Origin of the sequence: Streptomyces sp. TN58 (assembly GCF_001941845.1) — a bacterium.
In the GTDB taxonomy this organism is placed as follows: Bacteria; Actinomycetota; Actinomycetes; order Streptomycetales; family Streptomycetaceae; genus Streptomyces.
In genome coordinates this window covers 7,560,141-7,585,034 of sequence record NZ_CP018870.1, presented here as the reverse complement: position 1 = coordinate 7,585,034, position 24,894 = coordinate 7,560,141, and the positions used below count along the sequence as shown (strand labels likewise).

General features: G+C 70.3%; 17 protein-coding genes and 2 pseudogenes. 8 read left to right on the top strand and 11 right to left on the bottom strand.

Translation table 11 applies throughout. From position 1 onward, the window contains the following. Positions 1 to 69: 69 nt before the first annotated feature. Complete coding sequence (locus tag BSL84_RS34500) at positions 70 to 2,595, top strand: DEAD/DEAH box helicase (protein WP_075969468.1); 2,526 nt, start codon at positions 70 to 72, stop codon at positions 2,593 to 2,595. 62 nt (positions 2,596 to 2,657) lie between these two features. Here the strand turns inward: BSL84_RS34500 and BSL84_RS34495 are convergent, their stop codons facing one another. Further along, positions 2,658 to 4,040, bottom strand: a complete 1,383-nt coding sequence (locus tag BSL84_RS34495) for a hypothetical protein (protein ID WP_159393480.1) — start codon at positions 4,038 to 4,040, stop codon at positions 2,658 to 2,660. Between the two features lie 252 nt (positions 4,041 to 4,292). Further along, positions 4,293 to 5,138 (bottom strand): DUF6414 family protein, encoded by an 846-nt coding sequence (locus BSL84_RS34490; RefSeq protein ID WP_159393481.1) that lies wholly within the window; start codon positions 5,136 to 5,138, stop codon positions 4,293 to 4,295. A 744-nt stretch (positions 5,139 to 5,882) separates the two neighbouring features. On the opposite strand from BSL84_RS34490, the gene BSL84_RS34485 reads away from it, so the two are divergent. The 4 genes from BSL84_RS34485 (at position 5,883) to BSL84_RS34470 (ending at position 11,367) form a co-directional block, all read left to right on the top strand. After that, positions 5,883 to 7,283 carry a TniQ family protein gene (locus tag BSL84_RS34485; protein ID WP_075969471.1) on the top strand — a complete coding sequence of 467 codons (1,401 nt, stop codon included), beginning with the start codon at positions 5,883 to 5,885 and terminating at the stop codon, positions 7,281 to 7,283. A gap of 159 nt (positions 7,284 to 7,442) precedes the next feature. Next, positions 7,443 to 8,201 carry a TnsA-like heteromeric transposase endonuclease subunit gene (locus BSL84_RS34480; protein WP_075969472.1) on the top strand — a complete coding sequence of 253 codons (759 nt, stop codon included), beginning with the start codon at positions 7,443 to 7,445 and terminating at the stop codon, positions 8,199 to 8,201. Next, complete coding sequence (locus tag BSL84_RS34475) at positions 8,198 to 10,315, top strand: Mu transposase C-terminal domain-containing protein (RefSeq protein WP_075969473.1); 2,118 nt, start codon at positions 8,198 to 8,200, stop codon at positions 10,313 to 10,315. The genes BSL84_RS34480 and BSL84_RS34475 overlap by 4 nt, the downstream gene beginning before the upstream one ends. Positions 10,316 to 10,398: 83 nt before the next feature. Next, positions 10,399 to 11,367, top strand: a complete 969-nt coding sequence (locus tag BSL84_RS34470) for a TniB family NTP-binding protein (RefSeq protein WP_075971904.1) — start codon at positions 10,399 to 10,401, stop codon at positions 11,365 to 11,367. Between the two features lie 360 nt (positions 11,368 to 11,727). Here the strand turns inward: BSL84_RS34470 and BSL84_RS34465 are convergent, their stop codons facing one another. The 3 genes from BSL84_RS34465 to BSL84_RS36350 all read right to left on the bottom strand — a co-directional run bounded on the left by BSL84_RS34465 (position 11,728) and on the right by BSL84_RS36350 (position 12,810). Next, entirely contained in the window at positions 11,728 to 11,994 is a 267-nt protein-coding gene (locus BSL84_RS34465; RefSeq protein WP_075969474.1) for a hypothetical protein, read from the bottom strand. Positions 11,995 to 12,172: 178 nt separating this feature from the next. Then, positions 12,173 to 12,484 carry a hypothetical protein gene (locus BSL84_RS34460; protein WP_157879710.1) on the bottom strand — a complete coding sequence of 104 codons (312 nt, stop codon included), beginning with the start codon at positions 12,482 to 12,484 and terminating at the stop codon, positions 12,173 to 12,175. A 5-nt stretch (positions 12,485 to 12,489) separates the two neighbouring features. Further along, positions 12,490 to 12,810 carry a hypothetical protein gene (locus BSL84_RS36350; RefSeq protein WP_075969476.1) on the bottom strand — a complete coding sequence of 107 codons (321 nt, stop codon included), beginning with the start codon at positions 12,808 to 12,810 and terminating at the stop codon, positions 12,490 to 12,492. On the opposite strand from BSL84_RS36350, the gene BSL84_RS34450 reads away from it, so the two are divergent. Beyond that, complete coding sequence (locus BSL84_RS34450; RefSeq protein WP_079273052.1) at positions 12,790 to 15,438, top strand: serine/threonine-protein kinase; 2,649 nt, start codon at positions 12,790 to 12,792, stop codon at positions 15,436 to 15,438. The genes BSL84_RS36350 and BSL84_RS34450 overlap by 21 nt on opposite strands. Positions 15,439 to 15,492: 54 nt before the next feature. On the opposite strand, the gene BSL84_RS34445 is transcribed toward BSL84_RS34450, so the two are convergent. Beyond that, positions 15,493 to 16,107: a hypothetical protein gene (locus tag BSL84_RS34445; protein WP_075969478.1), complete on the bottom strand. Its 615-nt coding sequence runs from the start codon at positions 16,105 to 16,107 to the stop codon at positions 15,493 to 15,495. Between the two features lie 112 nt (positions 16,108 to 16,219). Between BSL84_RS34445 and BSL84_RS34440 the strand changes: the two are divergent. Further along, positions 16,220 to 17,114: pseudogene (locus BSL84_RS34440) on the top strand (IS982 family transposase). 307 nt (positions 17,115 to 17,421) lie between these two features. Here BSL84_RS34440 and BSL84_RS34430 read toward each other — a convergent pair. Further along, complete coding sequence (locus BSL84_RS34430) at positions 17,422 to 17,715, bottom strand: hypothetical protein (RefSeq protein WP_075969480.1); 294 nt, start codon at positions 17,713 to 17,715, stop codon at positions 17,422 to 17,424. Between the two features lie 196 nt (positions 17,716 to 17,911). Here BSL84_RS34430 and BSL84_RS37885 point away from each other — a divergent pair. Beyond that, positions 17,912 to 18,096, top strand: a pseudogene (locus tag BSL84_RS37885) (IS630 family transposase); the annotation flags it as partial. A gap of 177 nt (positions 18,097 to 18,273) precedes the next feature. On the opposite strand, the gene BSL84_RS34415 reads toward BSL84_RS37885, so the two are convergent. From BSL84_RS34415 to BSL84_RS34400, 4 genes are read right to left on the bottom strand one after another with little or no spacing between them, the layout of a single operon-like run. Next, positions 18,274 to 19,032, bottom strand: coding sequence for a hypothetical protein (locus tag BSL84_RS34415; protein ID WP_075969482.1), 759 nt, complete (start codon positions 19,030 to 19,032; stop codon positions 18,274 to 18,276). Then, a complete protein-coding gene (locus tag BSL84_RS34410; protein ID WP_075969483.1) occupies positions 19,025 to 23,680 on the bottom strand; it encodes a putative T7SS-secreted protein in 4,656 nt (1,551 codons plus the stop codon). Before BSL84_RS34410 ends, BSL84_RS34415 begins: the two co-directional genes overlap by 8 nt. Continuing rightward, a complete protein-coding gene (locus BSL84_RS34405; protein ID WP_075969484.1) occupies positions 23,680 to 24,237 on the bottom strand; it encodes a hypothetical protein in 558 nt (185 codons plus the stop codon). Before BSL84_RS34405 ends, BSL84_RS34410 begins: the two co-directional genes overlap by 1 nt. Beyond that, entirely contained in the window at positions 24,237 to 24,650 is a 414-nt protein-coding gene (locus tag BSL84_RS34400) for a hypothetical protein (protein ID WP_075971905.1), read from the bottom strand. Before BSL84_RS34400 ends, BSL84_RS34405 begins: the two co-directional genes overlap by 1 nt. Between the last annotated feature and the right edge of the window lie 244 nt (positions 24,651 to 24,894).

The window sequence follows — 24,894 nt, the reverse complement described above, 5'->3', positions numbered from 1 at the left end:
GATCCCGAGAACATCGCCACCCCTTCCCTGGCGGGCCTCCACGCCGCTTCGAGTTCCGTGGAGTGCCGAATGCAGAAGTCCGGTGACATCGTGCTGCGTCCTCACCAGGAGGAGGCGGTGGAGGCCATTGTCCGGGGGCTGGATATCCCGCCGGGAAAGCGGATTCCGGAGGCGGGGCTGAGGGCTACAGTCGTTTCCGCGTGTGGAACCGGGAAGACCTTTATCGCCGCGGCGGCGGCGCTGCGGCTGGCGCGGCACGGGCGGGTCCTAGTGCTCCTGCCGACGCTCGATCTGCTGACGCAGACGGTGCGGGAGTGGCGGCTCGCCGGGCACACCGGGCCGGCGGTCGCGGTGTGCTCGCTGGAGGACGATCCGCAGCTGTGGCAGCTCGACGTCCGGACGACGACGTCGGCGCCCCAGCTCGGGCTGTGGCACGGGCGCGGCCCCGTCACGGTGTACGCCACGTACGCGTCGCTGCCGGTCATCGCCGAGGCGCATGAGGGCGCGTACGGGCTGCCGATGGACGTCTTCGACCTGGTGATTGTCGACGAGGCGCACCGTACGTCGGGGTCGGCGGGGAAGGCGTGGGCGGACGTCCACCGCCAGGAGGTGATCCCCGCGATGCGTCGGCTCTACATGACCGCGACACCCCGGATCTGGATGGAGCGGGCGCCGGGTTCCCGGGCGCAGGAGCGGGAGCAGGAGGAGGCGCGCCGGCGGGCTGCGGAGGAGGAGCGGCGGGCGCGTGAGGAGGCCGAGGCGGAGGGGCGGGTGTGGGTGGCGCGGCCGCGGTGGGACCGGCTGCCGAAGGATCTCGCGTGCTCGATGGACGATCCGGCGGTGTTCGGGCCTGTTGTTTATGAACTCTCGCTTGCTTCGGCTATTTCCCGGGGGCTTTTGGCGAAGTATCAGATTGTGGTGGCGGAACTCACCGACCCTGTCGTTACTCCGCAGCGGCTGAATAGCGAAGAGCGGTACGAGGAGCAGCTGCGGGGGCAGCGGCTCGCGGCGACGCAGACCGCACTGCTGGAGACGATGGCCGAGCACGGGCTGCAGACCACCATCACGTTCCACCACCGAACCATGGAGGCGGAGGCCTTCGCCGTAGGACTGGAGCGGGTCGCCGCGCGGCTGCACGCCGTCGACCCCGGGCGGCACCCGGAGCGGGTGTGGGCCGGGTGGCTGTGCGGGGAACACGAGGGCTCCCACCGGCAGTCCGTGCTCGCGGACTTCGGGCGCAGGGCCGGGCGCGCCGTGCTCTCGAATTGCCGGGTCCTGGGCGAGGGTGTTGATATTCGGGCGACGGACAGCGTGGCTCTGATCGATCCGAAGGGGTCGGCCGTCGATATCGTCCAGGCGATCGGGCGGGCATTGCGGCAGAAGCCCGGTGAGGGGAAGATGGCCACCCTGATCGTTCCCGTGTTTCTGCGGGAAGGTGAAAAGCCTGAGGACATGCTTTCGTCGAATTCCTATAGGCCTTTGGTGCGGGTTTTGGCGGGATTGCGGGCGCATGATGAAAAAGCTGTGGAAATGCTTGCTATTCCTCAGGCGAATCAGAAAAGGGTCGTGGACCCGTCCCGGCCGGTCGGGCAGGAGCCGGAAGAGGGTGAGGAGGAGTCGCGGCTGCTGCTGAAGTTCGCGACGCCGCGGGACCCGGCGCTGATCGCGAAGTGGATCAGCTACCAGGTGATCAACACCGAGCGGCAGGACTGGCGTCGGGGCGCCGAGGCCGCCTACCGGTACCGGCAGCGCGAAGGGGACCTGGACGTCCCGTACGAGCACGTGGAGGAGGCGGGGGCGTTCCCGCTCGGCAGGTGGCTGTCGGACCAGCGGCGGGCGTACCGGGCCGGGACCATGACCGGGGAGCGGGCGGCCGAGCTGGAGGGGCTGGGGGTCGTGTGGGACACCGCCGACGCCGGCTTCGAGGCCAACCTCGGTGCGGCGCGGGCCTACTACGACCTTCACGGGAGCCTCGCCGCACCACGCGGCGCAGCGATCATGGACGTCGCGATCGGTCAGTGGTTGACGAACGTGCGTCGGCCCGGCGGGCTCGGGAAGGACCCGGTTCGCGCGGAGCGGCGGGCGGCGGCGTTGGCTGCGGTCGATCCGGACTGGAACCCGGCCGTGCTGGGGTGGACGGTGGACTGGCAGCGGCACTACGCCTACCTGACGCAGCTCCTCGCCGAAGGCGCCCGCCTGACCGCGGTCGTGCCCGGGGTGACCCGGCACGGGGACGACGTCGGACGCTGGCTCGCCACGCAGCGCAGGAACTGGGGGCGGCTCAACACCGAGCAGCAGCGCCGGCTCGCCGCGCTCGGCGTGAAGAAGGCCTCACGGGCTCGCAAGACGACGGTGAAGACGGCTGCGGCGTCCGGGCCGCGGGCGGGCGGAGACGCCTTCCAGAAGGGCCTGCAGGCCCTCGCGCAGTACGTGGCGCGGGAGGGCGGGATGCCGGGACGCGGCGCCGTCGAGGAGCTCGCGGACGGTCCTCACCGTGTGGGCATCTGGATCGGGAACCAGAAGGCCCGCCGTGACCGACTCAACCCGGCGCAACTCGCAGCGCTCGCCGAACTCGGCGTCGACTGGGCGCGGTAGGCACCGTCGGGGGAGGAGTTCCTCGCACTGGCCCCCAGCAGACCAGTGCGAGGAGCTGAGGTCTATCGCCGGAAGCCTCGCCGGGGGTCCCGGATGCCGCGGTTGTCGAACGGGTCGAACCAGGCAGCCTCTCGAAGGTCGCCCACACCCAGGAACTGGTTCGCGGGGTGGTCGGGGTCCTCGATGCCGGTGAACTTGGAGTGGAAGAGCATCAGGACATCGTGGTCCTGGAACATCAGGTCGGAGCAGCTGTCCCAGCCGTAGTCGTCCTCGTGTTCCGGGAGAGCGTTGTGGTCGTCCTCTGCAGGGCGGTCTTCGAGGTAGGTCGGGGCGTCTTCGATGGCCAGGTGCAGTGCCATCTCCTCCGCCGTGCAGTTGGGGTTGGGCCAGTTCCCCCTGGCAAGGTCGGCGGCCAGGTCGTCGAAAGCACGCGCCATGCGACGACGCCAGCGGTGGTCGGCTGTCCATGTGAGCGGGGGCATGCGGTCGAAGACCCCCCAGGTGGAGGAGTCAGCGTCTGCAAGGAACTGGTCCCCCAGATGCTGCGCGTCGTCGTAGGCCTGGTCTGCAAGGACGACCAGTGCGGTGTGGAGCAGGTCGGCGGTACGGGGCGTGAGCTGCCATACGCAGTCCTCGCAGTCCTCGTCTTCGCCCTTGCACGGGCAGTGCCGAGTGGGGAAGAGCGCTGCGAAGTTGGGTGTCTCGTCTTCGGCTGCGGAGCGTGTCCGCCTGCTTCGCAGGCGCCAGCCGTGAGTGAATCGGGTGACGATCGGTGCCGCGCTCCAGTCAGCCAGCTCGTCCCCGTCTTCGACGCTCAGGAGCTCCGCGGAGCTCTGTTCTTCCAGGGTCTGGGTTCCGGCGACATCCGGATCCTCGGTGAGGGTCATCACCGCCCCGATCAGGTCGCGTGGATCGTCGTCGCCGCGTTCGGAGGCCGGCAGCGGCTCCCAGCCACGGTCGATAGCAGCCCGTAGGAGAGCGTTCTCGTCGGTGACGTGGAACTCGTACAGGTGCGCGATCCGCACGACCTTTCCCGGCAGGTCTTTCAGCCGCGGGTGCCCCACCGGGCCGGACGGTACGTCGGAGACTGTTTCATCTTCGGACGGATCCGGGTTGGGTACCACGAACAGGGTGCCGGGTTGTGCCTGCCAGGTGCCGGACGCGGCGTGGACGACGGCCTGGCGCAGCGAGCCGGCCGGGGCGTCCGGCATCTCGGCCGTGAGGGCCTTCAGTTCGTCGTCGACGGCAGTGGCATCCCGCCGGGCCAGGACTCGGCGCAGAATGCCCACCGCTTCGAAGGCCTGGTCTGGGTCCTTGCAGGTCAGAACGGCGGTCAGGGAACTGGGGCCGTTGTCGTGAGCCAGCAGGGCCATCACCCGGCTCTTGCTGGACGTGTGCTCACACAGGAAATCGATCGCCCGGGCCACGGGCAGCGATGAAGACATCGCGGGACTCCAAAGGAAGAGAGCGCGCGCCGGACGAAGCAGCACGCGCACGCGGCAGGAAGCCCGCTGGTGGACACGGTACGAGCGCGTCCCCGGACGGTGAAAGAAGACTCGAGGAGCCAGCTGGTGCCCCCGCTACGAACGAAGACCCGGACCCGGCTGCCCCGACCCTACCCACACCCAACCGCGCTCACCCCACGAATCCACAGAAACCTCGCCGGGCGGTACCGAAGACCGGGGGCGTTCCACGAATCAGTAGATCCCGATCGCGTCGACGATGATGGCTGGGCCGGCGATGTGGGCGTGAACGTCCTCGGCGGGGAGGTCCAGATTGAAGTGACTGACCAGTTCTCGCACCTGGTCGTCCACCTGGGTCATCAGGAAGCGCCGCATCATGTGTTCCCAGTCGTGGAGAAGCCACTGCTCAGCGCTGAGGTACCCATCGCTGCCGCCTGGGATCAGCCTGCTGATGCTGCCCAGGACGCGCAGTTCGCCCTCGATACGGTTCGCTGACGCCTCGCCCAGGAAATGATCCGGTGGCACGTTGATGTAGACCTTCTGCGGCAGGTTCGATCCGGTGAGCTCCAGCAGGATGGGGATGGGGAGGAGCTCGTTTCGGAGGTACACCTGCTGGAACTGCTCGGCGAGCGGCAGATTGTTGACATCGAGATCGCGGAGACTGTCCAGGTCTACCGCGACGTTGTCCATGAGCCGTCGAAGGATGTAGAACATCTTCCCGGCCAGACTGGCTGCAGTGATCCGCGTTGTGCCCTCGATCTGCACCAGGTCGTCCCTGCAGAGGGGTGTCTCGCTGTCCGGGTCGACCTTGACTGCTCCGGCCTCGTTGATCAGCGCGTCGATGACCTTGCTGAAGGTGGCCTTCTGCTTCGGGGCGAGCGTGTAAGTGGACTGGAACTCGACGTCGGTTCCCTTGGACCCTTCCAGCGCGAACCCGCCCATGCCGGCCTTGCCGCCACCAGTCCGCTTCTGAACGGTCTTCTCAGTGATCTCCGCTTGTCGAGGGACGTCGATGTCGTAGTACTCCGCCTGAGACAGGAGAGTTTCGGTGTCGAGGTAGATCGGTGACCGCAGCGCCATGCCCAGGAGTGTCTCAGCGACCTCTGACATTCCAGTTCGCCAAGGTGGGCGGGGACCGCGGCGGCGGACGGGGCCAGCACGCCTGGGGTCGCAGGGTGCGGGTAGTAGACCCTGACCAGGCCGCCGGACCGAGTCGGGGAGACTCGCGGTCTGGAAGGCCGGCGACGCAGAGGACGATCCGCCCGACGCGGTCGTGTTCCCGGGAAGAATTCAGACCGGCCCGTCCCCCTCGTCCCGCACGGCGGGAAAACCTCGACGAGACAGCGACCATGTGTCGAAAGTGCCAGAGGTGTGCCGCACACCAGACACCACACAGCAGAGACCCCCACCACCACCGCGCGGCCTGCCACCGCCCACACCCCCTCCCCCAGCGCGGCCGGCCGTGTCGGCTTCCCGCTCCGGTAGTGCAGCGCCGGGCGTCTACCGGCCGTGCCCTGCTGTCTTGCCCGGGGCGGGCTGCCTTCGGTGGGCGGAACCGCAGCCGGGGCCGATGCGCCGGCACCGCGGGGAGGAGGAGCGAGAGCGGTCAGCAGCCGGGGAGACCGGGGCCGGGAGGCGGCCGGTGTGCCGGGTAGGGTGGCCAGGGAAGTGAGGGTCGCGTCCACGAGGCGGCCGACCAGGGCGGTGCCCCCTGGCCTGCTGCCAAGTCCTGTCGGTGCGCAGCCGTCCCGCGCGGATCCTTGATCGGTTGGGCGTCCGTTGCGAAAGTGCCCGCCCGGGCTGCGGACACGAGACCGTGGTGGAGTGAACCATCACCCCGGTCTTGTGCGGACCGCTCCCCTGCAGGGAGAAACGACCTCGTCGCTGATCTGCCGCATCGCAAGCCGCTACGGGCTGGAGGCGAAGGCATTGCGGTCCGGCTGGCACTGGCGCAACCACCAGCCCAAGCACGCGGGCGGGGCCTTTCGGGCCGATGCCGAGGTGGTGCTGAACTCAGCCGGGCGGCAACTCCTGGCAGGCCTGTGCGGCGTCGAGGAGGAGGTACTGGCGCGGGCGTTGCCGTCGTGGGCACAGGAGGACGCCAAGCTATCGGCCGAGGCGACCGGAGTGCCGATGGCGGCGTGGCGGATCGCCGGCACAGTCGCCGGGCCGGTGGCCTTCGGCTGCCGACTGTGCGCCGCCGGGCGTGCGGGGACGGCCGTGCGCGTCGTGCGGTACGTCCCGCGGTGGGATCGGGTGTGTGTACGGCACGGACGGTGGCTCTTCGATGCGGACGCCGACCAGCCTCTTGAGTACCTGGACGTACGGCAGCTGCCGGAAGTGGCTGCGGCGCAGCGGCGGTGGGCCGGGGTGGCGCGGCGGGCGGTGCGGGGCGGGGTCGGGCCGGAGAGGGTGTTCGCGCTGGCGTATGCGGTGGTGGGTCGTTGGTGGGAGCAGGCGTATGCCTGGGAGCGGGAGACGATCTGGCCGCGGCGGCTGCATCAGGTCGCTGGTGGTGACGCCGGAGGTGATCTGGAATGGTGGCGGATCGTGGGGCGGGATCCGGTCGTCTTCCCTGAGGTGGTGGTGGTTGCCGAGGCGTTGTTGAGTCCGGGTATGGCTGAGCTGGTGTGGGTGGACAGTGGTGCGGGGCGGCCGCGGGTGCTGCCAGCCGACGGGATGTTCTGTCGTCGGCTCGGGGAGCGGGTCGGGCGCGTGTGGCTGGGGCCGTTGGCGGCGACGGATCATGGAGGTCCGCTGATCTCCTGGATGGGCAGCGTCATCCGCCGGCGCCGCACCGCAGCCGGCGGGCCGACCGGGTACGCGGACGATCCGTGGTGGGTGCGCCAGGAACATCAGCCGGCGACCATGGCCGGACAGTTGCGGGTGCTCGGCAAGGAGAAACGGGCGCCGGGCTCGGGGACGATGTGGCGGACGGTCGTGCCGCCCGAGGAGCGGGCGCGGATCGGCAGTCTCATCGACGGTGCCGAGGAGCAGCTCGCCCAGCTGCGCGGCGTGCAGAGCGGGCCGACTGCCGAGGTCGCGGAGCAGCTGCTGCGCGGTCTCGGTCATAGTGCCGGTCTGATCGAGGCGGCCTGGAAGCGGAGCGCGGTGGCGGCGGTGAACGGCGGGGTGCCGCTGGAGGAGGTGGCACGGTGGGTGAACATGCCTGTCGAGGAGCTCAGGAGCATGCTGACGGCGGGCAGGCAGGAAGACGGCAGTTGAGGACGAAGCACGACGGCTTTGTCGGCTGTTAGCTGATACTGCACTCGTTTGTGGAAGGAATCCTGAAAACAGCGGCGTCTGTCGGCGGGTACGGCTTGGCTGACGCGGGTGATCAGCACAGGTGGGGCACGGCCCGGGGACCGGGCAGGGCGAGCGGTCGTGGACAGTGGGAGCGGGTTCGAGGCGGTGTTCCTCGACCCGGTGGGGCAGTCGGTGCAGCAGCGGTGGGCGGATGCAGCCATGACGGTGGCGTTCGAGGAGTTGCCGCCGGTGTCGGCGTTCCCGGTGGTGCCGGGGCGGCGTTGGGGGCCGGGACTGTGGTGGTCGGCGACCACCGGACGGCACGTGGCCGCGGGGTCGAACGCAATGCGCACCCAACTGATGGCCCTGGACCGCGACCCACGCGTGACCGGGCTCGCCGGGCGGCCGGTACGGCTGCTGTGGCGCGACGAACGGGGACGGGTGCGTTCCTGGGTGCCGCAGCTGTTCGCCCGCTACCGCGACGGCACGGGCCTGCTGGCCGACTGCCCCAGCCACCCCGACGCCGGTGGCGAACGTGCCCTGGGCGCCGCGCACGCGGTGGCCAGGGCGTGCGGGGACATCGGCTGGGCCTACCGGCGCCTTTCACCGCTCGACGATGTGCCGGCCTCCAATCTGAAGTGGCTGGCCGGCTATCGCCATCCCCGCAACGCCGGCCGCCCGGGCCTGACGCCCGCGGCTGTGGAAGCGTTCGCGCGACCGCGGCCGCTGATCGAGGGAGCCGAAGCTGTCGGTGACCCGATCGAGGTCCTTCCCGTCGTCTTCCACGCCCTGTGGCACGGGCAGCTCACGACGGACCTGGAGGCGCCGCTGCACGAGTGCGTCCCCGTCGGCCCCAGGGACTGGAACGGTCTGGGCCGGACGGGAGGTGCCGGGTGAGCGCGCGGCGCACTGCCCGGCCGGCCGTGGCGGTCGGGGCGCATGTCCGTTTCCGCGGTGTGAAGTGGCAGGTGGTCGCTCTGTCCGGACAGATGGTTCACCTCGTCGGCCCGGACGGCGGCGGTGAGGCGGTGCTTGCCGGGTACCTGTTCGCCGATCCCGGCTTCAGTGTCATCGGGGCGGAGGTGCCGCAGGCGGCCCCGCAGTGGGGGCTGTTCGAGACCGCGCCCGCCGCGGCGCGGGAGAAGGCCCTGGCCTGGCAGCGGCATGTCCGGGAAGTCGAGTGCGGCCTTGCCGACGGGCCCGGCAGCGGTGGAGTGGTGCGGGAGCAGTACGACCCCGCACGACACACGCTGGCCGAACGGGAGCAGGCCAAGGCCGAGGAACTGACCGCCCTCGGTTTCGGGCGGGTGTCACGTACCACGGTGCAGCGCATGCGCCTGGCCTACCGCAAGCAGGGACTGTGGGGGTTGCTCGACCACCGCACCACCCGCGCCTCCAGCTCTACCGGGCGCTCCGACGAACGGGTCGTCGCAGCCGTGCGTGAGGCGCTGCGCCGCCGGCGCGGGCGTTCCAGGGGCACCATCAACGGCCTGTTCCCGCTGATCCACCAGATCCTTCAGGACCGGCACGGCCCCGGTGCGGTGCCCGTGCCGTCCCAGGCCACGCTGTACCGGCTCGTCACCTCCCTCGCCCGCCCCGGTGAACTGCCCAGTGGCCCGGTGCGGCAGGTGCCCGCGAGCGTCGAGGGGCGGGCCTTCACCCCCGCCACCGCGCTGCGGCCCGGCGAGCAGGTCCAGATCGACACCACCCGCCTGGATGTCCTGGCCCTCTTCGACGACGGGCGCCTCGCCCGCCCCGAGCTCACCATCGCCGTCGACGTCGCCACCCGCGCCATCCTCGCCGCCGTGCTGTGCCCCAGCGCGACCAAGTCCGTGGACGCGGCCCTGCTGCTGGCGGAGATGGCCGTCCCGCACCCGGCCAGACCGACCTGGCCGGACATCCTGCGCATGGACCACGCCCGCGCGCTCCCCTACCAGCAGCTGGCCACGCTGGATGAGCGCCTGGCCGGCGCGGCGGCCCGGCCGGTCGTCCTGCCGGAGACGATCGTCGTCGACCGGGGCAAGGTCTTCGTCTCCGCCGCGTTCACCGCCGCCTGCGAGACCCTCGGCATCAGCGTCCAGCCCGCCCCGCCCCGCGCCCCCACCGCGAAGGGCATCGTCGAGCGCACCTTCGGCTCTATCAACGCCCTGTTCTGCCAGCACCTGCCCGGCTACACCGGATCCGACGTCACCCGCCGTGGCCCCGAGGCCGAGAAAGACGCCTGCTTCAGCGTCGCCCAGCTGCAGGACCTGCTTGATGAGTGGCTGGTGCACTACCACCACCGGCCCCATGAAGGGCTGCGCCACCCGATGATGCCCAGGAAGGCGCTCACCCCGAATGAGATGTGGGGCGCGCTCGTCGCCGTCGCCGGATACGTGCCCGTCCCGTTGACCGGGCGCGACTACCTCGAACTGCTGCCCGTGCGCTGGCAGGCCATCACCCCCGCCGGCATCACCATCCGCCACCGCACCTACGACGCAGATCTCCTCGCCCCGCACCGCGGCCAGGCCTCCCCCGTCGCCGGCCGCGGCGGGAAATGGGAGATCCACTACAACCCCCACGACGTCCGCCAGATCTGGATCCGGCTCCCCGACGGCGAACTCACCGAGATTCCGTGGATCCACCGCGACCACGTCCACCGGCCGTTCGACGAACACACCTGGCAGCACATCCGCACCCAGGCCACTGACTGCAACCACGGTGACGCCGAGCAGCACGAAGCCCGCCTCGCCGACGCCCTCGACCAGCTCATGCGCCGCGTCCACAGCGGCCACGCCACCAAGACCGAACAAACCCTCCTGGCCCGCACCGCTCACGTCCCACTCCCCACAGCCCGCAATGGGGCCCACGGCACCGAAGCACCCGCCGACAGCCCGGAACAGCGGGACGACGACACCATCGACGACCTCGACGACCTCGACGGCCTCGACGACCTGCCCGACGACGTCAGCCCCGCCCCGGCCACCGGACTCGGGCTCTACAACGCGCACGAGGAAGCCGACAAGTGGTGAACACCCCCCACCCCACGACGCCGAACCTGAGCCGCACACCAGTCGGCACCAGCGGCAGTGGTGCGGCCGAGCCATCCTGGCCGCTGACCACCTGGCAAGGCTGGCAGCGCTTCGCCACCACCGACCCCGTCGCACCGCCCCAGCCCGGCGATCCGCCCCGCAGTACAGAGGAACGCCTCGCCTACCACTCCAGCTTCGTCACCATCCGCACCCCCGCCATCCACACCCTGACCACCCAGGTCCGCACCCTGATGATCCTCGGCCGCCACCAGCAGAACACCGCACGGCCCTCACTGATCGTCACCGGACCCGCCGCAGCCGGGAAAACCACCGCCCTCCTCAACGTCGGCCGCACCTGCCACCTCGCCCACACCCGCAAAAACCCCGCACCACCCGGATCAGCCCACACCGCGGTACCCGTCGCGTATGTCCTGGTCCCGCCCGGCGCGACCGCGAAAACCCTCGTCACCGAGTTCGCCCGCTACCTCGGCATCCCCGTCACCGCGCGTATGACCCAGACCCAGATCACCGATGCCGTCTGCCACACCTACACCCAAGCCGGCGTCCAGCTGGTGATGATCGACGAGATCCACCGCCTCAACCCCCGCACCACCACCGGCGCCCAAACCGCCGACCTGCTCAAAGACCTCAGCGAACGCCTCCCCGCGACGTTCGTCTACGCCGGCATCAACGTCACCGACACACCCCTCTTCAGCGGGACACGGGGCGCTCAACTCGCCGGACGCGCCACCCTCGTCGACTGCGGCCCCCTCCCCGCCCGCCACGGCACCCGCCAACCCTTCCGCGACGCCATCACCGACATCGAAAACAACCTCGACCTCCAGCAGCACAAAGCCGGCACCCTCCCGGCCCACGCCCCCTACCTCCACCAGCGCACCGCCGGCCGCATCGGATCCCTCACCCGACTCATCCGCCAAGCCGCCATCACCGCCATCTGCGACGGCACCGAACGCATCACCAAAACCGCCCTCGACGCGGTACGACTCGACCACCTCGCCGAAACCCACCACCGCCCCCACCGACGCCGATAAACCCCACCTACCAAACAGACAGGCAGAACAGCCCTGACCAGCACAAACACCAACCGGGCCTTTACACGCCAGAACTACTTACAACGAACCCTGCCGCCCTCAACACGAAACACATAACCCCAGCTCACACACCCCAGCCACCCCGCCGAACCGCCAAATCCACCTCTCAACGAACCCACAACACCCCAGGCCACCAACGACCCGACACACCAACAAACCCCCCACCGAGCGTTACTCCTCGCGCTAGCGCTACCGGAGCATGGCCGGCCAGTCCGCCCCGGCATCAGCCTCAGGCCGTCGTCACACCGCGACCACACCCTCCCTCCGGCAACCGAAACCCAAGGCGCAGACCAGGCTCGGCTACCAGGGCCGCAGCGGCAACCCCGCCGCGCGCCTCGGCTCTAGAAAGTCCGTGCGGAAGATCTCCAGGGAGGCCCTGAGCAGCGGAATACCCACCTCCGCGCCAAGGTGCACCAGCGTGGCCGTCTCCTCGTCCATCCGGAACTCCAACAAGAGGGCGCCACGCCCGGCAGCAGTCATCTCCACCACTTCCAGAGCGTCGAAGTCGTCGCTCCCGAGCACTGTGAGGGCAACGTACTCCCGGCCCTTCACGGAGAAGAACCTCATGTTCGTCCCCTCCCGTGACCGAACTCCCGCGCCCCTGGCAGGCGCGGCCGGTGGGCCGGGACCGAGGCCTCGGCCGGGGCCGGCTGACCGGGGACCGCAGCGGCGGGCGTGATGGAGCAGGGACGAGCCATGGCCCGGAAGACCCACAGCCGGAACGCGTGCGCGGCGCGGGCGGCGCTCACAGCAGCGTTGCCAGCAAGTGGAGGGGCCCGTAGAGCACGGAGCAGGGTGCGCATGAGGAGGAGCCCTCCGAGCATCTGCAGCCAGAGTCCCGCGCCCGCTGCTGCTGCGTTGCCTGGCGGCCGGCCTCGTGCTGCGGGAGGTGCAGGACGCCCGAGCGCCACGCACCTGCCAGCACCACGGTCCCGGCCAGCAGGGTCAGGGCCGTGCCCACGACCTCGTACCCGGACCACTGCGCCCACCAGCCGGCCGTGGCCAGCACGAGACCCGCCAGCGCGCTGCCACCGGCCCGGCGCTGCCTGCCCGTCATCACCATCACCGCCTACGCCCCGCGCCCCTGACGGGTGCGGCCTGCTGCCGGTGGGTGGGGACCGCGGCCTCCGCCGGGGCCGGCCGGCCGGGGGCCGCGGCGGCAGTGGGGGTGGTGGTGGAGCGGGAGCGGGCGGCGGCCGCGGACACCCGGGGCCGGGAGGGGGCCGGTGCGCCGGGCGGGGTGGTCAGGGAGGTGAGGGTGGCGTCGACGAGGCGGCCGACCAGGGCGCTGCCGGTGGCTTCCTGCCAGGAGGTGGCGGTGGTGAGGCGGTTCAGGTGCTGGGCGACGGTGTCGGTGCCGTGATGTTCGCCGAGCTGCTGCATGCGGGGTCTCGGTGTCGCGGCGGTGCTCGTACTCCTGGCAGCGGGCCGGCGGATGCGGCCGGAAAACCCCGCCCAGGTTCGGAGGATTCTTGTCGTATCGCGGGCGAGTCGCATACGTTGACCTGCATGTATAGGGGGATGGAGCTAGCGGGCCGCTACCGGCTCGAGAGCCGGTTGGGGCACGGCGGCATGGGCGAGGTATGGGCGGCGTCCGATCTGAGGCTGCGCCGTACCGTCGCGGTCAAGACGGTACTCATCTCCCATCTGCGTGACGAACGGCTCGCTGCCCAGGTCCTGGCCCGTTTCCGCCGTGAGGGCGAAGCAGCCGCCCGGCTGAACCACCGCAACATCGCCGTCGTCCACGACCTGGGCGAGCACCGGGAGACGAGCGCCGACGGGCAGGTGGAAGTCTCTCCGTTCCTCGTCATGGAGTTCCTGGAAGGTCGTGATCTCGCGACGGTCCTGCGCGAGGACCACCCCGGCGGGCTCCCGCTGGAGCAGGTGGTGGAGTACGGCGCCCAGGTGTGCGACGGGCTGGCCGCCGCCCACACGCAAAACATCGTCCACCGCGACATCAAGCCGGCCAACCTCATGCTGCTCGACGACGGCACCGTAAAGATCTGCGACTTCGGGATCGCCCAGGTCCAGGACGGCACGATCGGCCTGACCATGACCGGAGCGCTGCTCGGCAGCCCTCACTACATGGCTCCCGAGCAGCTCAGAGGCCAGACACCGACGCACTCGGCCGACCTGTATGCCCTGGGTGCCAGCCTCTACGAGCTCCTCACCGGGCGCCCCCTGTTCACCGCGGACTCCGCGTACGCCATCATCGCCATGCATCTGTCCACCACTCCCGAACCGCCCAGCACCCGCCAGCCCGCAATCCCGCCCGACATCGACAACCTCATCACCTCCCTTATTGCCAAAGACCCCGCCGGCCGTCCCCCCACCGCCAAAGACGTCGCCGCACGCCTGCGCACCGCCCACCTCGCACCCGGGCCCACCCCCGTGCCGGCAGCGGAGGCGTCGGAAACCGACGAGCAGCTCCTCCAACGGGACGCCGAAGCCGGAGACTCCGACGCCATGTACAGCCTCGCGTGGCTGCTGCAAGAGGCTGACCGCATCGACGAGGCAGAAACCTGGTACCGGAAGGCCGCCGACGCCGGACAGATCGACGCCATGAACAACCTCGGCGTGCTGCTGGAGAACACCGGCCGCACCAACGAAGCAGAAACCTGGTACCGAAAAGCCGCCGACGCCGGACAGATCGACGCCAGGAACAACCTCGGCGTGCTGCTGGAGAACACCGGCCGCACCGACGAGGCGGAAACCTGGTACCGGAAAGCCGCCGACGCCGGAAACACCGACGCCATGAACAACCTCGGACTGCTGCTGGAGAACACCGGCCGCACCGACGAGGCAGAAACCTGGTACCGGAAAGCCGCCGACACCGGAGACACCGACGCCATGTACAGCCTCGGAGTGGTGCTGGCCGGCACCGGCCGCACCGACGAGGCAGAAACCTGGTACCGGAAAGCCGCCGACACCGGGCACACCGACGCCATGACCAACCTCGGAGTGGTGCTGGCCTACTCCGGCCGCACCGACGAGGCGGAAACCTGGTACCGGAAGGCCGCCGACGCCGGACAGATGAACGCTACGGCCAACCTCGGAGTGGTGCTGGCCGGCACCGGCCGCACCAACGAGGCAGAAACCTGGTACCGCAAAGCCACCGACGCCGGAAACACCGACGCCATGCACGGCCTCGGAGTGCTGCTGGCCAACACCGGCCGCACCGACGAAGCAGAAACCTGGTACCGGAAAGCCATCGACGCCGGAAACACCGACGCCATGAACGACCTCGGAGCGCTGCTGCATAACACTGGCCGCGAGACCGAGGCGCAACCCTGGTTCCAGCGCGCCGCCGAAGCCGGACACACCAACGCTATGAACAATCTCGCACTGCTGCTGCATAACACTGGCCGCGAGACCGAGGCGGAACCCTGGTACCGGCGCGCCGTCGACGCCGGAAACACCAACGCAATGAACAACCTCGCACTCCTGCTGGAGAACACTGGCCGCGAGACCGAGGCGGAACCCTGGTACCAGCGCGCCGTCGACGCCGGAAACACCAACGCAATGAACAACCTCGGCATGGTGCTGGAGGACGCCGGCCGCACCAACGAGGCAGAAACCTGGTACCGAAAAGCCACCGACGCCGGGAACACCGGCGCCATGACCAACCTCGGACTGCTGCTGGAGAACACCGGCCGCACCAACGAGGCAGAAACCTGGTACCGAAAAGCCACCGACGCCGGACAGATCAAGGCCATGAACAACCTCGGGGTGCTGCTGCAGACCACTGGCCGCGAGACCGAGGCGGAACCCTGGTACCAGCGCGCCGCCGACGCCGGAAACACCGAAGCCATGAACAACCTCGGAGTGGTGCTGCAGGGCACCGGGCGCACGGCCGAAGCAGAAACCTGGTACCGGCGCGCCGCCGAAGCCGGAAACGCCCCTGCCATGAACAACCTCGCACGGCTGCTGCAGAACACAGGGCGGGCGGCCGAGGCAGAAACCTGGTACCAACGCGCCGCCGGCAACCCTGACGGTGAAATCCGGGCCTGACCGGCCCCCGGCGCATCCGAGGCTGCGCCGGGACCACCCTCAGCCGACGAGCCCCTACGCGCTTGTCACGCTTGCCACGCTTCCTCGCCCGAGCTGTGCGCAGCGCAGGCCGCCGCCCGCGTGCCAGTCCAGCACTGGGGGGCGCCTCGCCGCCGTGTTCGTCGCACCACAGGACTGGGTCCAGGCCGCCGCAGTCGTGGCGGGTGCACACGCAGTCCTCGCCGGTCCTGGTCTGCGGGACGCCGTGGCGACCACACCACCGTTACCGGTGTGCGCGGTGGTGCCGCGCAGGCGGGCCGGCCATTCCAGCGTGATTCGCAGGCCCCCAGATCCGGACCAAAGCCGGTCGGTCACCCGGACGTCCCCGAGCACCGCGAGGGGACCCGCGCCCGGTGCGGTGAGCCGTGTCAGGGTGGCCCCGACCGGGCCCGCCGCGAGGGCGGCCAGCGCGTCGGCGTCCGCGTCGTCGGCGACCCAGCCCGACAGCCGGTCGGTGCCCTCGATGTCGTCGGCGAGGCCCAGCCACGGGGCATCCAGCCGGAACCTGCCTGTAGCGCCCCTCTCGCCGCGCACCAGCAGCGACGCCTGCCCCGCACCGGCGGGAAGGGTGATCTTGTCGTGGGCGAGCAGCCAGTTGACGACGTCGGCCCGGTCGAACTCCGGATGCAAGTCCGTCCCGGCGGCCTGGGCGGGGCAGCAGGTGGACGGCCGGGAGCCATGCTCTAGACGAGTAAGTCCGAAGTCTTCGGGCGCATGAAGCGAGGGTCTCGTTGATCCGTTTGTGACGACAGATCTCGAAACCCTCGCGACTGCACTGTACGTGAGGATTGATGACTCTCTGGCAGGAACGCGGCGATGGGGCCGTCCGCCGAGGCTGACGGATGCCGAGCTGTTGACGCTCGCGGTCATGCAGGCCGTCCTCGGCTTCGCCTCCGAGACCCGCTGGCTTCGGTTCGCCCGCCGCCACCTGAGCGCCGACTTTCCCCTACCTGCCCGAGCAGTCCGGCTACAACAAGCGCCTGCGGGCCGCCAACACGCTGATCAGCCGGTTCATCCGCACTCTGGCCCGCGACACCGACCTGTGGCACGACGACGTATGGATCGTGGACTCCACCCCCGTGGAGTGCGCCCGCTCACGGCCGACGGTCAAACGCTCGCAACTGGCGGGCTGGGCCGGTTACGGCTACTGCGCCTCGCACTCACGGTTCTTCTGGGGCTTGCGTCTGCACCTGCTCTGCACACCCGGCGGCCTGCCCATTGCCTGGGCGCTGGCCAACCCGACAACGGACGAGCGTGAAGTCCTCGCCGGCATGCTCACCCAGGACATCGACCTGCTGGCCACCCACCCCGGGCAGACCATCGTCGGCGACAAGGGCTACGTCTCCAAGCACCTGGACGCCTTCATGGCCGACCACGGCCTGACCCTGCTGCGGCCCAGCTACCGCAACCGCAAGCCACGGCCGGGCGAGCACCTGCTCAAACCGATCCGGCAGCTCATCGAGTCGGTGAACGACACCCTCAAAGGCCAACTCGACCTCGAACGTCACGGAGCCAGAACCCCATCTGGGGTCCTGGCCCGCGTCGGACAACGCATCCTGGCCCTGACCGCAGCCATCTGGCACAACCGGGCCAACGGAACATCCATCACCCGATCACTCGTCGCCTACGACCACTGACCAACACTTCGGACTTACTCGTCTAGTTCGACGACGAAAACGCCGACCACCACGACGGCACCAACAGCCGCGTCCACACCTGAGCCCATCCCGTCTGCGCCCGCAGCGCGGCCCCGGTTTACCTCGTCCACGGCCGGACAGACGCCCACCAGGGAGCCGTACAGCACCCGCCGCGGCTCCCGGAACAAGGGCCCGGCCACCCACCTCTTCCCGGCAACAGCACCGGCGGGGCCCCGCCCCACGGAATCCCACAGCACACGCCCGCTCCAGCCGCCTGAGCGGCCGACGGCGGCGCCAGCCGGCGCAGCTATCGCGGGCCAGGGACCGGCAGCGTGTTCCGGGCGTTGTACTGCTCGACCCACTCGACAACGTCGCGGCAGCCGTCCGGCGGGAAGGCGACATCGGGCACGAGCCGGAGCGCCTCGGGGATGTCCGCGCCCGGATGCGTCTCGCGGACGTGATCTCGGGCGCGGGCCAGCGCCTCGTCCAGCCGTCCGCTGTCCAGGACCAGCTCACCGAACGCGCCGCACAGGGCGCACCGGACGTACGTCGCCTCGACCGCGGTCCGCATCCCGAACGGCAACCGCTCCACCATCTCCATGCCCTGCCCAACGCCGCCGGGTCACGCCGGACACCAGCAACACGGGCGGCAGTAGGGGTGGGGGCGGCCCGGGGGTACTGCTGCCCCCAGAGCGCTCTGGGCCCCGGGCTCACCCGAGCACGCCATATCGGCACGGGCTACCCGGACCCTAGCTTGATCGGCAGCGTTCATGCGGGGTTGCCAATCCTGTCCGGTCGCCTGGCGCGAGGACGGCATGGAGGGCTTGCGGTCAGCGGGTCCGGCGAACGCCCCGACCATCACCGACGAACAGTTCGCCGTGCTCGAGGAGGAACTCGGCAAGGGCCCGTCGGCGCACGGCACAGCTATGAAGACGAACGCTGGACCCTGCCTCGGGTCCAGACGTTGATCTGCCGGCATCTTAACGACAAGCCCTTCGCGCCGTACACGACGAGCCTGGCCCACTCGCACTCGGGCTGCCGGAGCTGGTGCGGCTGTGCCTCGTGGCGCCGTGGTGGCGAGACGCTCCCGGGCGGACGGCCGAAGAACTTCTAGCGGTCGCCGACGAGTACCGGGAGGTCACGACGAAGTCGGCCCAGGTCACGAGGCTGCCCCCGGACCCTGCTCGATGCGGTCCAGCAGGGGCTCCGCCCACTTCGGGAGGGCGGACGCCGCCGGGCGGGGCGGGCGGGGGTCGGAGGTGATGCCGAGGCCTCCCGCCGGGTCGCCGTACACGAACCGCTGGGACCACCCCAGCCAGGAGCGGACAAACAGGTTCGCGCTCCACGCCAGGGCCAGCGCGCCGCGCAGCCCGGGGACCTCGTACCAGTAGCTGGTGAGCACCACGGCGCGGGAGACCGCCTTGTCCGGGTCCCCCGGCCGGGAATCGGCGGTGAGCCCGGCGGCCAGCACCGATGCCGCGAACCGATTGTCGGCGAGCAGCCCGCCGCTGTCGCAGACGACCGCGTCCAGCAGGTCCGCCGGGAGGCCGGCGGCGGCATGCTCCAGCCTCGCCAGCAGCGCGGGCAGGCCCGGCTCGCCGACCGCCTCCGGGTCGGGAACCACCCTCAGGTCGGCCGGCAGCCGCTCGTCCCCCGTGCGGGCGGCCAGCAGGTGCACGTACGCCAGCGCGCGCAGGGTCTGCCAGCGGCAGAGCGTGTCGAGCAGCTCGGTCCGGGAGTTGCGGAAGGCGAGCCGCACCGGCCAGTCGGCCGCCCGGACGTCGTTGCCGAGCGCCCGCAGCTCCGCCGGCAGCGGGGCCGGGAAGACCCGGCTCTGGCCGGGGTCGTAGGACGGCTCGGCGTGGTAGCCCGGCCAGCCGGGTGCAGGATCGCGGGGGATACCGCTGCGGCTACTCATTCACTTCGTCCCCCTTCGGGGTCCGCCACTTCGCGGTGTCCTTGCCGTCCCGCGGAGTGATGTAGTTGGAGAGGTCCTCCGGCTCGATGTGGTACGCGTGGATCATATGGTCCTGGCGGATGATGGCCACCGGCCTGGACGGGTCCAGGGTCTTGTCGATGATGATCCGCGCCCCCGTGTCGCTGTCGACGTAGTTGGCCGGCGATTGCAGATGGCCCCGCAGGTACTTCTCCAGTTTCACCTCGTCTTTCCCGATGCCCTGCAGGTAGTGGTTGTCCTTGCCGCTCTCCGCCTCGTTGAGCTGGTGGTCGACGCCCTGCGCCGCCCGGGTGCTGTCCGAGTACGGGGCCAGCCCGAAGGGGTCGCACCACCCGTGGGGGTTGGCGACGTACGCCACCGGGTTGGGGGCCGCCGCCAGGCCCAGCGGGTCCGGGCTCAGGTAGCGGGCGGTCTCGGGGTCGTACGTGCGGAAGTAGTTGTGGTGCAGGCCTGATTCGGCGTCAAAGTACTGGCCGGGGAAGCGCAGCGGCGTGTAGGCCGTGGCGTCCCGGTTCCAGGCCGTGGATCCCCACAGTGTGGAGCGGCTGCGCCAGGCCAGTCCGCCGCGCTCGTCGACGAGTTCGGCGGGTGCGCCCACCAGGTCGGTGACGATGGCGTAGAACCGCTCGTCCACCACCTCCTGGCTGGCGCCCAGGATCCGCTCCGTCTGCGCGAGCGGCTGCAGGCCGCGGTGGTCCCAGGTCACGGCGATCCCGCCGGCCTCCTGCGCCGCGGCGGCGGTCCGCTGCTCGCACAGCACGGTGCCGTCCCAGGTGAAGACCGTGCGCTCGGCCACCTCCAGGCCGTCGGGCGTCATCCGTTCCTTCGCCGTCCGCCGTCCCAGCGGGTCGTACGTGTACCGCCAGCGCGTCCCGTCCGGGGTGGTGACGGCCGTAATTCGGTCCTCGGCGTCCCACTCGTAGCGCCAGGTGTCGGGCTTGCGCGAGAGCCGGGCCTTCTGGCGGAGCACGACCCGGCCGAGGACGTCGTACTCGTGGCGGACCCGGCCCGCGCCGATCAGCCGGGTGCCCTCGTAGGTGCGCGGTCCGGTGGCTTCCCCGCCTCCGGGATGGGCGCCGGGCCAGTACGCGGAGGTCTGGTTGCCCACGTCGTCGTAGGCGTAGCGCTCGGTCCAGTTACCGGCGTGCACCGCCGTCACCCGGCCGCGCGGGTCGAGGTCGAAGCTGCGCGGGCCGGCCAACAGATCGTCGACGCCGGTCAGGACCCCGTCGGACCGGTAGGTGTAGCCGCGGCGCTGCACCACCCCCTGTCCTGCGCCCGTGAGCCGCTGCTCCACCAGCCGGCCGGTCTCGTCCCACGCCTGGTCGAGGGCGACGGCGTCGCCGTAGGTACGGCTGAGCTCCTGGCCCGCCGCGTCGTGCGTGAAGCCGATCCGGCGGCCGGACGTGGTCAGGGCGTCGTAGCGGCCTGCGGCGTCGTACGCCCAGGCGGCGACGGCGCCCGTGGGGGTGGTTCGGCCGGTGCGGCGCCCCATGGCGTCGTAGGTGTAGGTGAGGGTGCGGCCGTCGACCGTCTCCTGGAGGATGCGGCCCGCCCGGTCCCGCAGCCGGGTCAGCACGCTGTCCCCGCACACCGCGACGGCGAGCCGGTCGAAGACGTCGTACTCGTACGTCGTCACCGTGCCGCCCGCGTCCTTGCGGACGGTGCGCCCCAAGGCGTCGCGCTCGTACGTGATCCGCTGCCCGAGGGCGTCGGTGCGGGTGACGAGCCGGCCCGCCGGGTCGTAGGCGTAGTCGAGCACACGGCCGTCGAAGTCGGTCTCCCGGATGAGCCGGCCCGCCGGGTCGTAGGTGTACTCCCAGGTCATGCCCTGCGGGTTGCGGACCCCGGTCAGCCGCAGCTCGGCGTCGTATGTGTATGCGTGGCGCGTGCCGTCCGCGTCGGTCCGGGCGGCGAGCAGGTCGAAGTGGGTGTACTCGAAGTGCACCCCGCCGCCGTCGGGGCCGTCCGTACGGGTCAGGCAGTTCCCCTCGCCGTCATACGTCCACGAGCGGCGCCGGCCGTCCGGGTCCGTCCGGTGCAGCGGCTTGCCCTCCACCGTCCATTCCATGCGGGTGACCGCTCCCAGGGGGTCGGTGACCGCCGTGACCCGCCCGAAGGCGTCCCGCTCGTACGTGGTGGTGGCGCCGAGCCGGTCGGTGACGGCGAGCGGCAGCCCGGCCCGGTCGGTGCGGATCCGCGTGACCGCCCCGCGGGGGTCGGTGACGGTGGTGAGGTGGCCGCTCTCGTCGTAGCCGAAGTGGGTGACCGTCCCGTCGGGGCGGCTGACCGCGGTGCGGTTTCCGCGCTCGTCGTAGGTCTGGTGGACGACCGATCCGTCCACGGCGACGACCTTGACCGGCCGGCCGAGGTCGTTGTACTCGGCGCGGGCCTCCCTGCCGTCGGGCCGGACGTAGGAGACCATGCGGCCCGTGTCGTCGAAGGTGCTGCGGGTGGTGTGGCCGAGCGGATCGGTGAGCGCGGTCCGCCGGCCGCCGCTGTCGTACTGGTACCGGGTGACCGCGCCGAGCGGGTCGGTCTCGGCCACCACCCGGTACCGGTCGTCGATCAGGTACTGGCGGGTATGACCTGCGGCGGTGGTCACACGCGTCACCCGGTGGCGGGTCTGCGGGTCCACGTCGTCGTAGCGGAAGGTGAGGGCGATGTGGCCCGCCTCGCCGGCCTCGGCGACACACCGGTCGAGGTCGTCGTAGGCGTACTCATAGCGGCGCTCGTTCGTATCCGTCCAGGAGGTGATGCGGGCGCGGTCGTCGTAGGCGAACCGCAGAGGCAGACCGGAGGAGTTGGTGACCTCGGTCAGGTTCCCGTCGGTGTAGCCGTACGCGAGGACGCGGCCGCCGCCGGACAGGTGCAGGGCCGTAATCCGGCCGCCTTCGGTCTCGAAGTGCAGCCGGTAGCCGCCCGAGTGGGTGAGCCCCAGCGGCGTGCCGTGCTCGTCGTACTCGAAGACGACGTGGTTGCCGTTCGGATCCTCGAACTGGGCGATCGGCGCGATGCCGTTCTCGGCGCCGTCGGCCGGCGGGACGAAGCGGCGGACGGCACCCGTCAGCGGGTCCGTCAGCGTCCAGTCGCCGTCAGGGGTGCGTGCCAGCGGGTGGCGCGGGGCCGAGGCCGACACCGGCAGTACGGGCACACCGGGCGCGGGATGCGGATAGCCGACGAGGAGGCCGTCCTCGGAGACCAGGACGACGCCCTTGGCGTCGATCTCCAAGTGCTGGTCGATCGTGGAGGACCAGGTGGGGCCGAACCAGCGGCCCGCCCGGTAGCCGGACTCCGCACGGCGCGTGAACGCGAACGGGAACGTGCCGGGCAGGACCACGTCCGTCTGCGGGAGGTACATCCGGCCGGTGGCGAGGTCGACGGGGTCGGTGCCCTCACTGGCCTTGTCCGGGTCGGGCCGCTCGCCGTGGTGCGGTCCTTTCCCGTCCGTCTCCTTGCGGCCCGGGCCGTCCGTCTCCTTGCCGCCCGGGCCGTCCAGGTCGTCCAGGTGCTTCGCGGCCGTGCCGGCCTTCTTCCCGGCGCCGAGGCCCTTGGTGCCGGCGAGTTCCGGGAGGAATTTGCCGACGCCTTCGGTGGGGTCCTTCATGAAGTCGTCGAGCATCTGCTTGCCCGTGCCTATGGGGTCGTTGACCGCCACGAGCAGGCCGGCGACCGTCGAGTTGAGGTTGGTCCGGTACTCGGCGGGGTGGGTGAGGTTGTACGGGTCGAACGGGGTGACTGCCCGGACGAAGTTGGCGAGGCCCGCCGTTCCCTTGAGGACGCCCCCGGCCAGGTGGGTTTCCGCGATCTCCAGGTAGTCCATGCCGTCTTTGAGCTGTTCGGCGTACGAGGGCTTGGGCGGGGCGGCGTCGCGGGCCGCGCGGACCGCCGTACGGGCCGTCTCCGCGACCTCGTTGCGCTGGGTGCGCGCGGTCTGGAGCTTGTCGTCGGCCGCCTTGAACAGCGGATCGGCGGGGTCGGTGAAGTCGTCGGCCGGCCGCGGCGGCAGCGTGTCCTTCTCGGCCTTCACCGCCGCCTTGTAGTCGATGATCGACTTGTTGTAGGCGGTGCGCGCGTCCTGAGAGACCTTCTTGGCCCTGTTGTACTCCTCCAGGGCCTCCTTGGCCTGGCCCTGTGCCCACTCCACGGTGTCCGCGAACCGGTTGATCGCGTCGGCGGCCTTGCCGAAGGCCTCGGCCGCCTTGAACCAGCGCGGCGGCTCCTTGGCTATCGCGTCCCGGAACGCGTTCGCCGACGCGCCCTTCAGGCCGTCGCCTTCCAGGGCCTTCAGGCCGTTGCCAACGAGTGTGAACGAGAGCTCGAAGTCACTGAGGTGCGAGACCTGCGCGCGGATCTTCGACACGCTGCCGTAGACCAGCTTGTTCGGGTCCTCGGTCTGTCCGAGCTCCAGCTCGGAGACGTCCGAGCCGAGCTGGTTGGCGGCCGATCGGCTCTTGTCACGGACCCAGTCGCCCGCCTCGTCCAGGCCCACCTTCTCTGCCGCGCCGGCGACCTTGTCACCGCCCCACTCGACCGCGTCGCCGAGGTCCTCGGCCCGGTCCTCGACCCAGTCTTCCGCCGAGTCCGGTACGAAGTCCCTCCAGCCCATCAGTTACCGCCCCCGCCGGCCTGGTCCAGCAGATCCTTCAGCGATCCGATCTTCCCGCTGGAAGTCAGCTTGTCGCCCGTGTCCGACCAGGTCTGCTTGATGTCCGCGTCGCTCTTCTCGAAGGACTCATCGCTGTAGTCCGGCTTGTAGACATCCGCACGCCAGATGTCGTCCCAGCTCTTCTGCTCGATCTCGTCCTCACTCGCATGCGGATTGCCGTACGCGGCATTGGCGACCACCTTGAACGCCCCCTGCATGTAGTGCTCTTCCTCCCACACCGTGCCCGCCGCGATCCCCAGGTTCCCGGCCAGAGCGCTCGCGTTCTGCACCAGACTGCGCACGCCCCACTCCCAGCGCTCACAGAAGTCCTCGAAGTCGGTGGCCAGACCCGCGTGTCCGGCCTCCATCCCCGTCATCGACAGATCACTGAAACCGGCGCCCATCGAGGCGCCGGCCGCATCCCCGGACTCGCGCAGCTCGGCGACGGCCCTGCGCAGACCGTCCTGGATGTTCTTGACCGCAGCCGGCGAAACCTCAAGGTCCGCATCGCCGGCCATCAGACGGCTTCCGCACGGTCGGGCCCTGCATCCACGGCATACGCGTCCGGAACGATGCCCACGACCGGCGGGAACAGCATCGAACCGTCTTCATCAGCGACATCGACGGCCACACCGGTCGGACCCTCGACCGTAGGGATCACCGCGTCGACGAGACGGGCCCCCAGGATCGAGAGGTACTCCCACTCACGCGCACCAGCATCAGCACCGCGCGCCACCGCGAAACGGGCCAGAGCCTCCTCGTCCGTGAACGCGTAAATCCAGCGCACACCGCCCTGCCACCCCGACATCAGCCCGCCGCCATCACCCTCCGACAGCGGCACCAGCAGTGCGGCGCGGCGAAATTCCCCCAGCAAGCGGCCCGAATGCCCCGATACGCTGCGCACGGCGGATATCTCCTCGGCCAGTCCCATGAAGTGCCCCCGTTCTCCGAGGGCGCCCGACTCGACAGCCCCCAGTTCGCACACGCTACCCAATCGGTCAGCCCCCACCGAGCATCGGCCCCTCCTCTGTCCGATCGTCCGTTCGACGCCGGGGGAAGTATCACGAAAGCGGCTCTGGCTCACTTCCGGTGGTAACGGGGCGTGGTGATCGTTACTAGCGGCGATTAACGCAGGCCAAGTGGAAGGTCGATGCCTTGGCTCTGTGCCCGCCGAA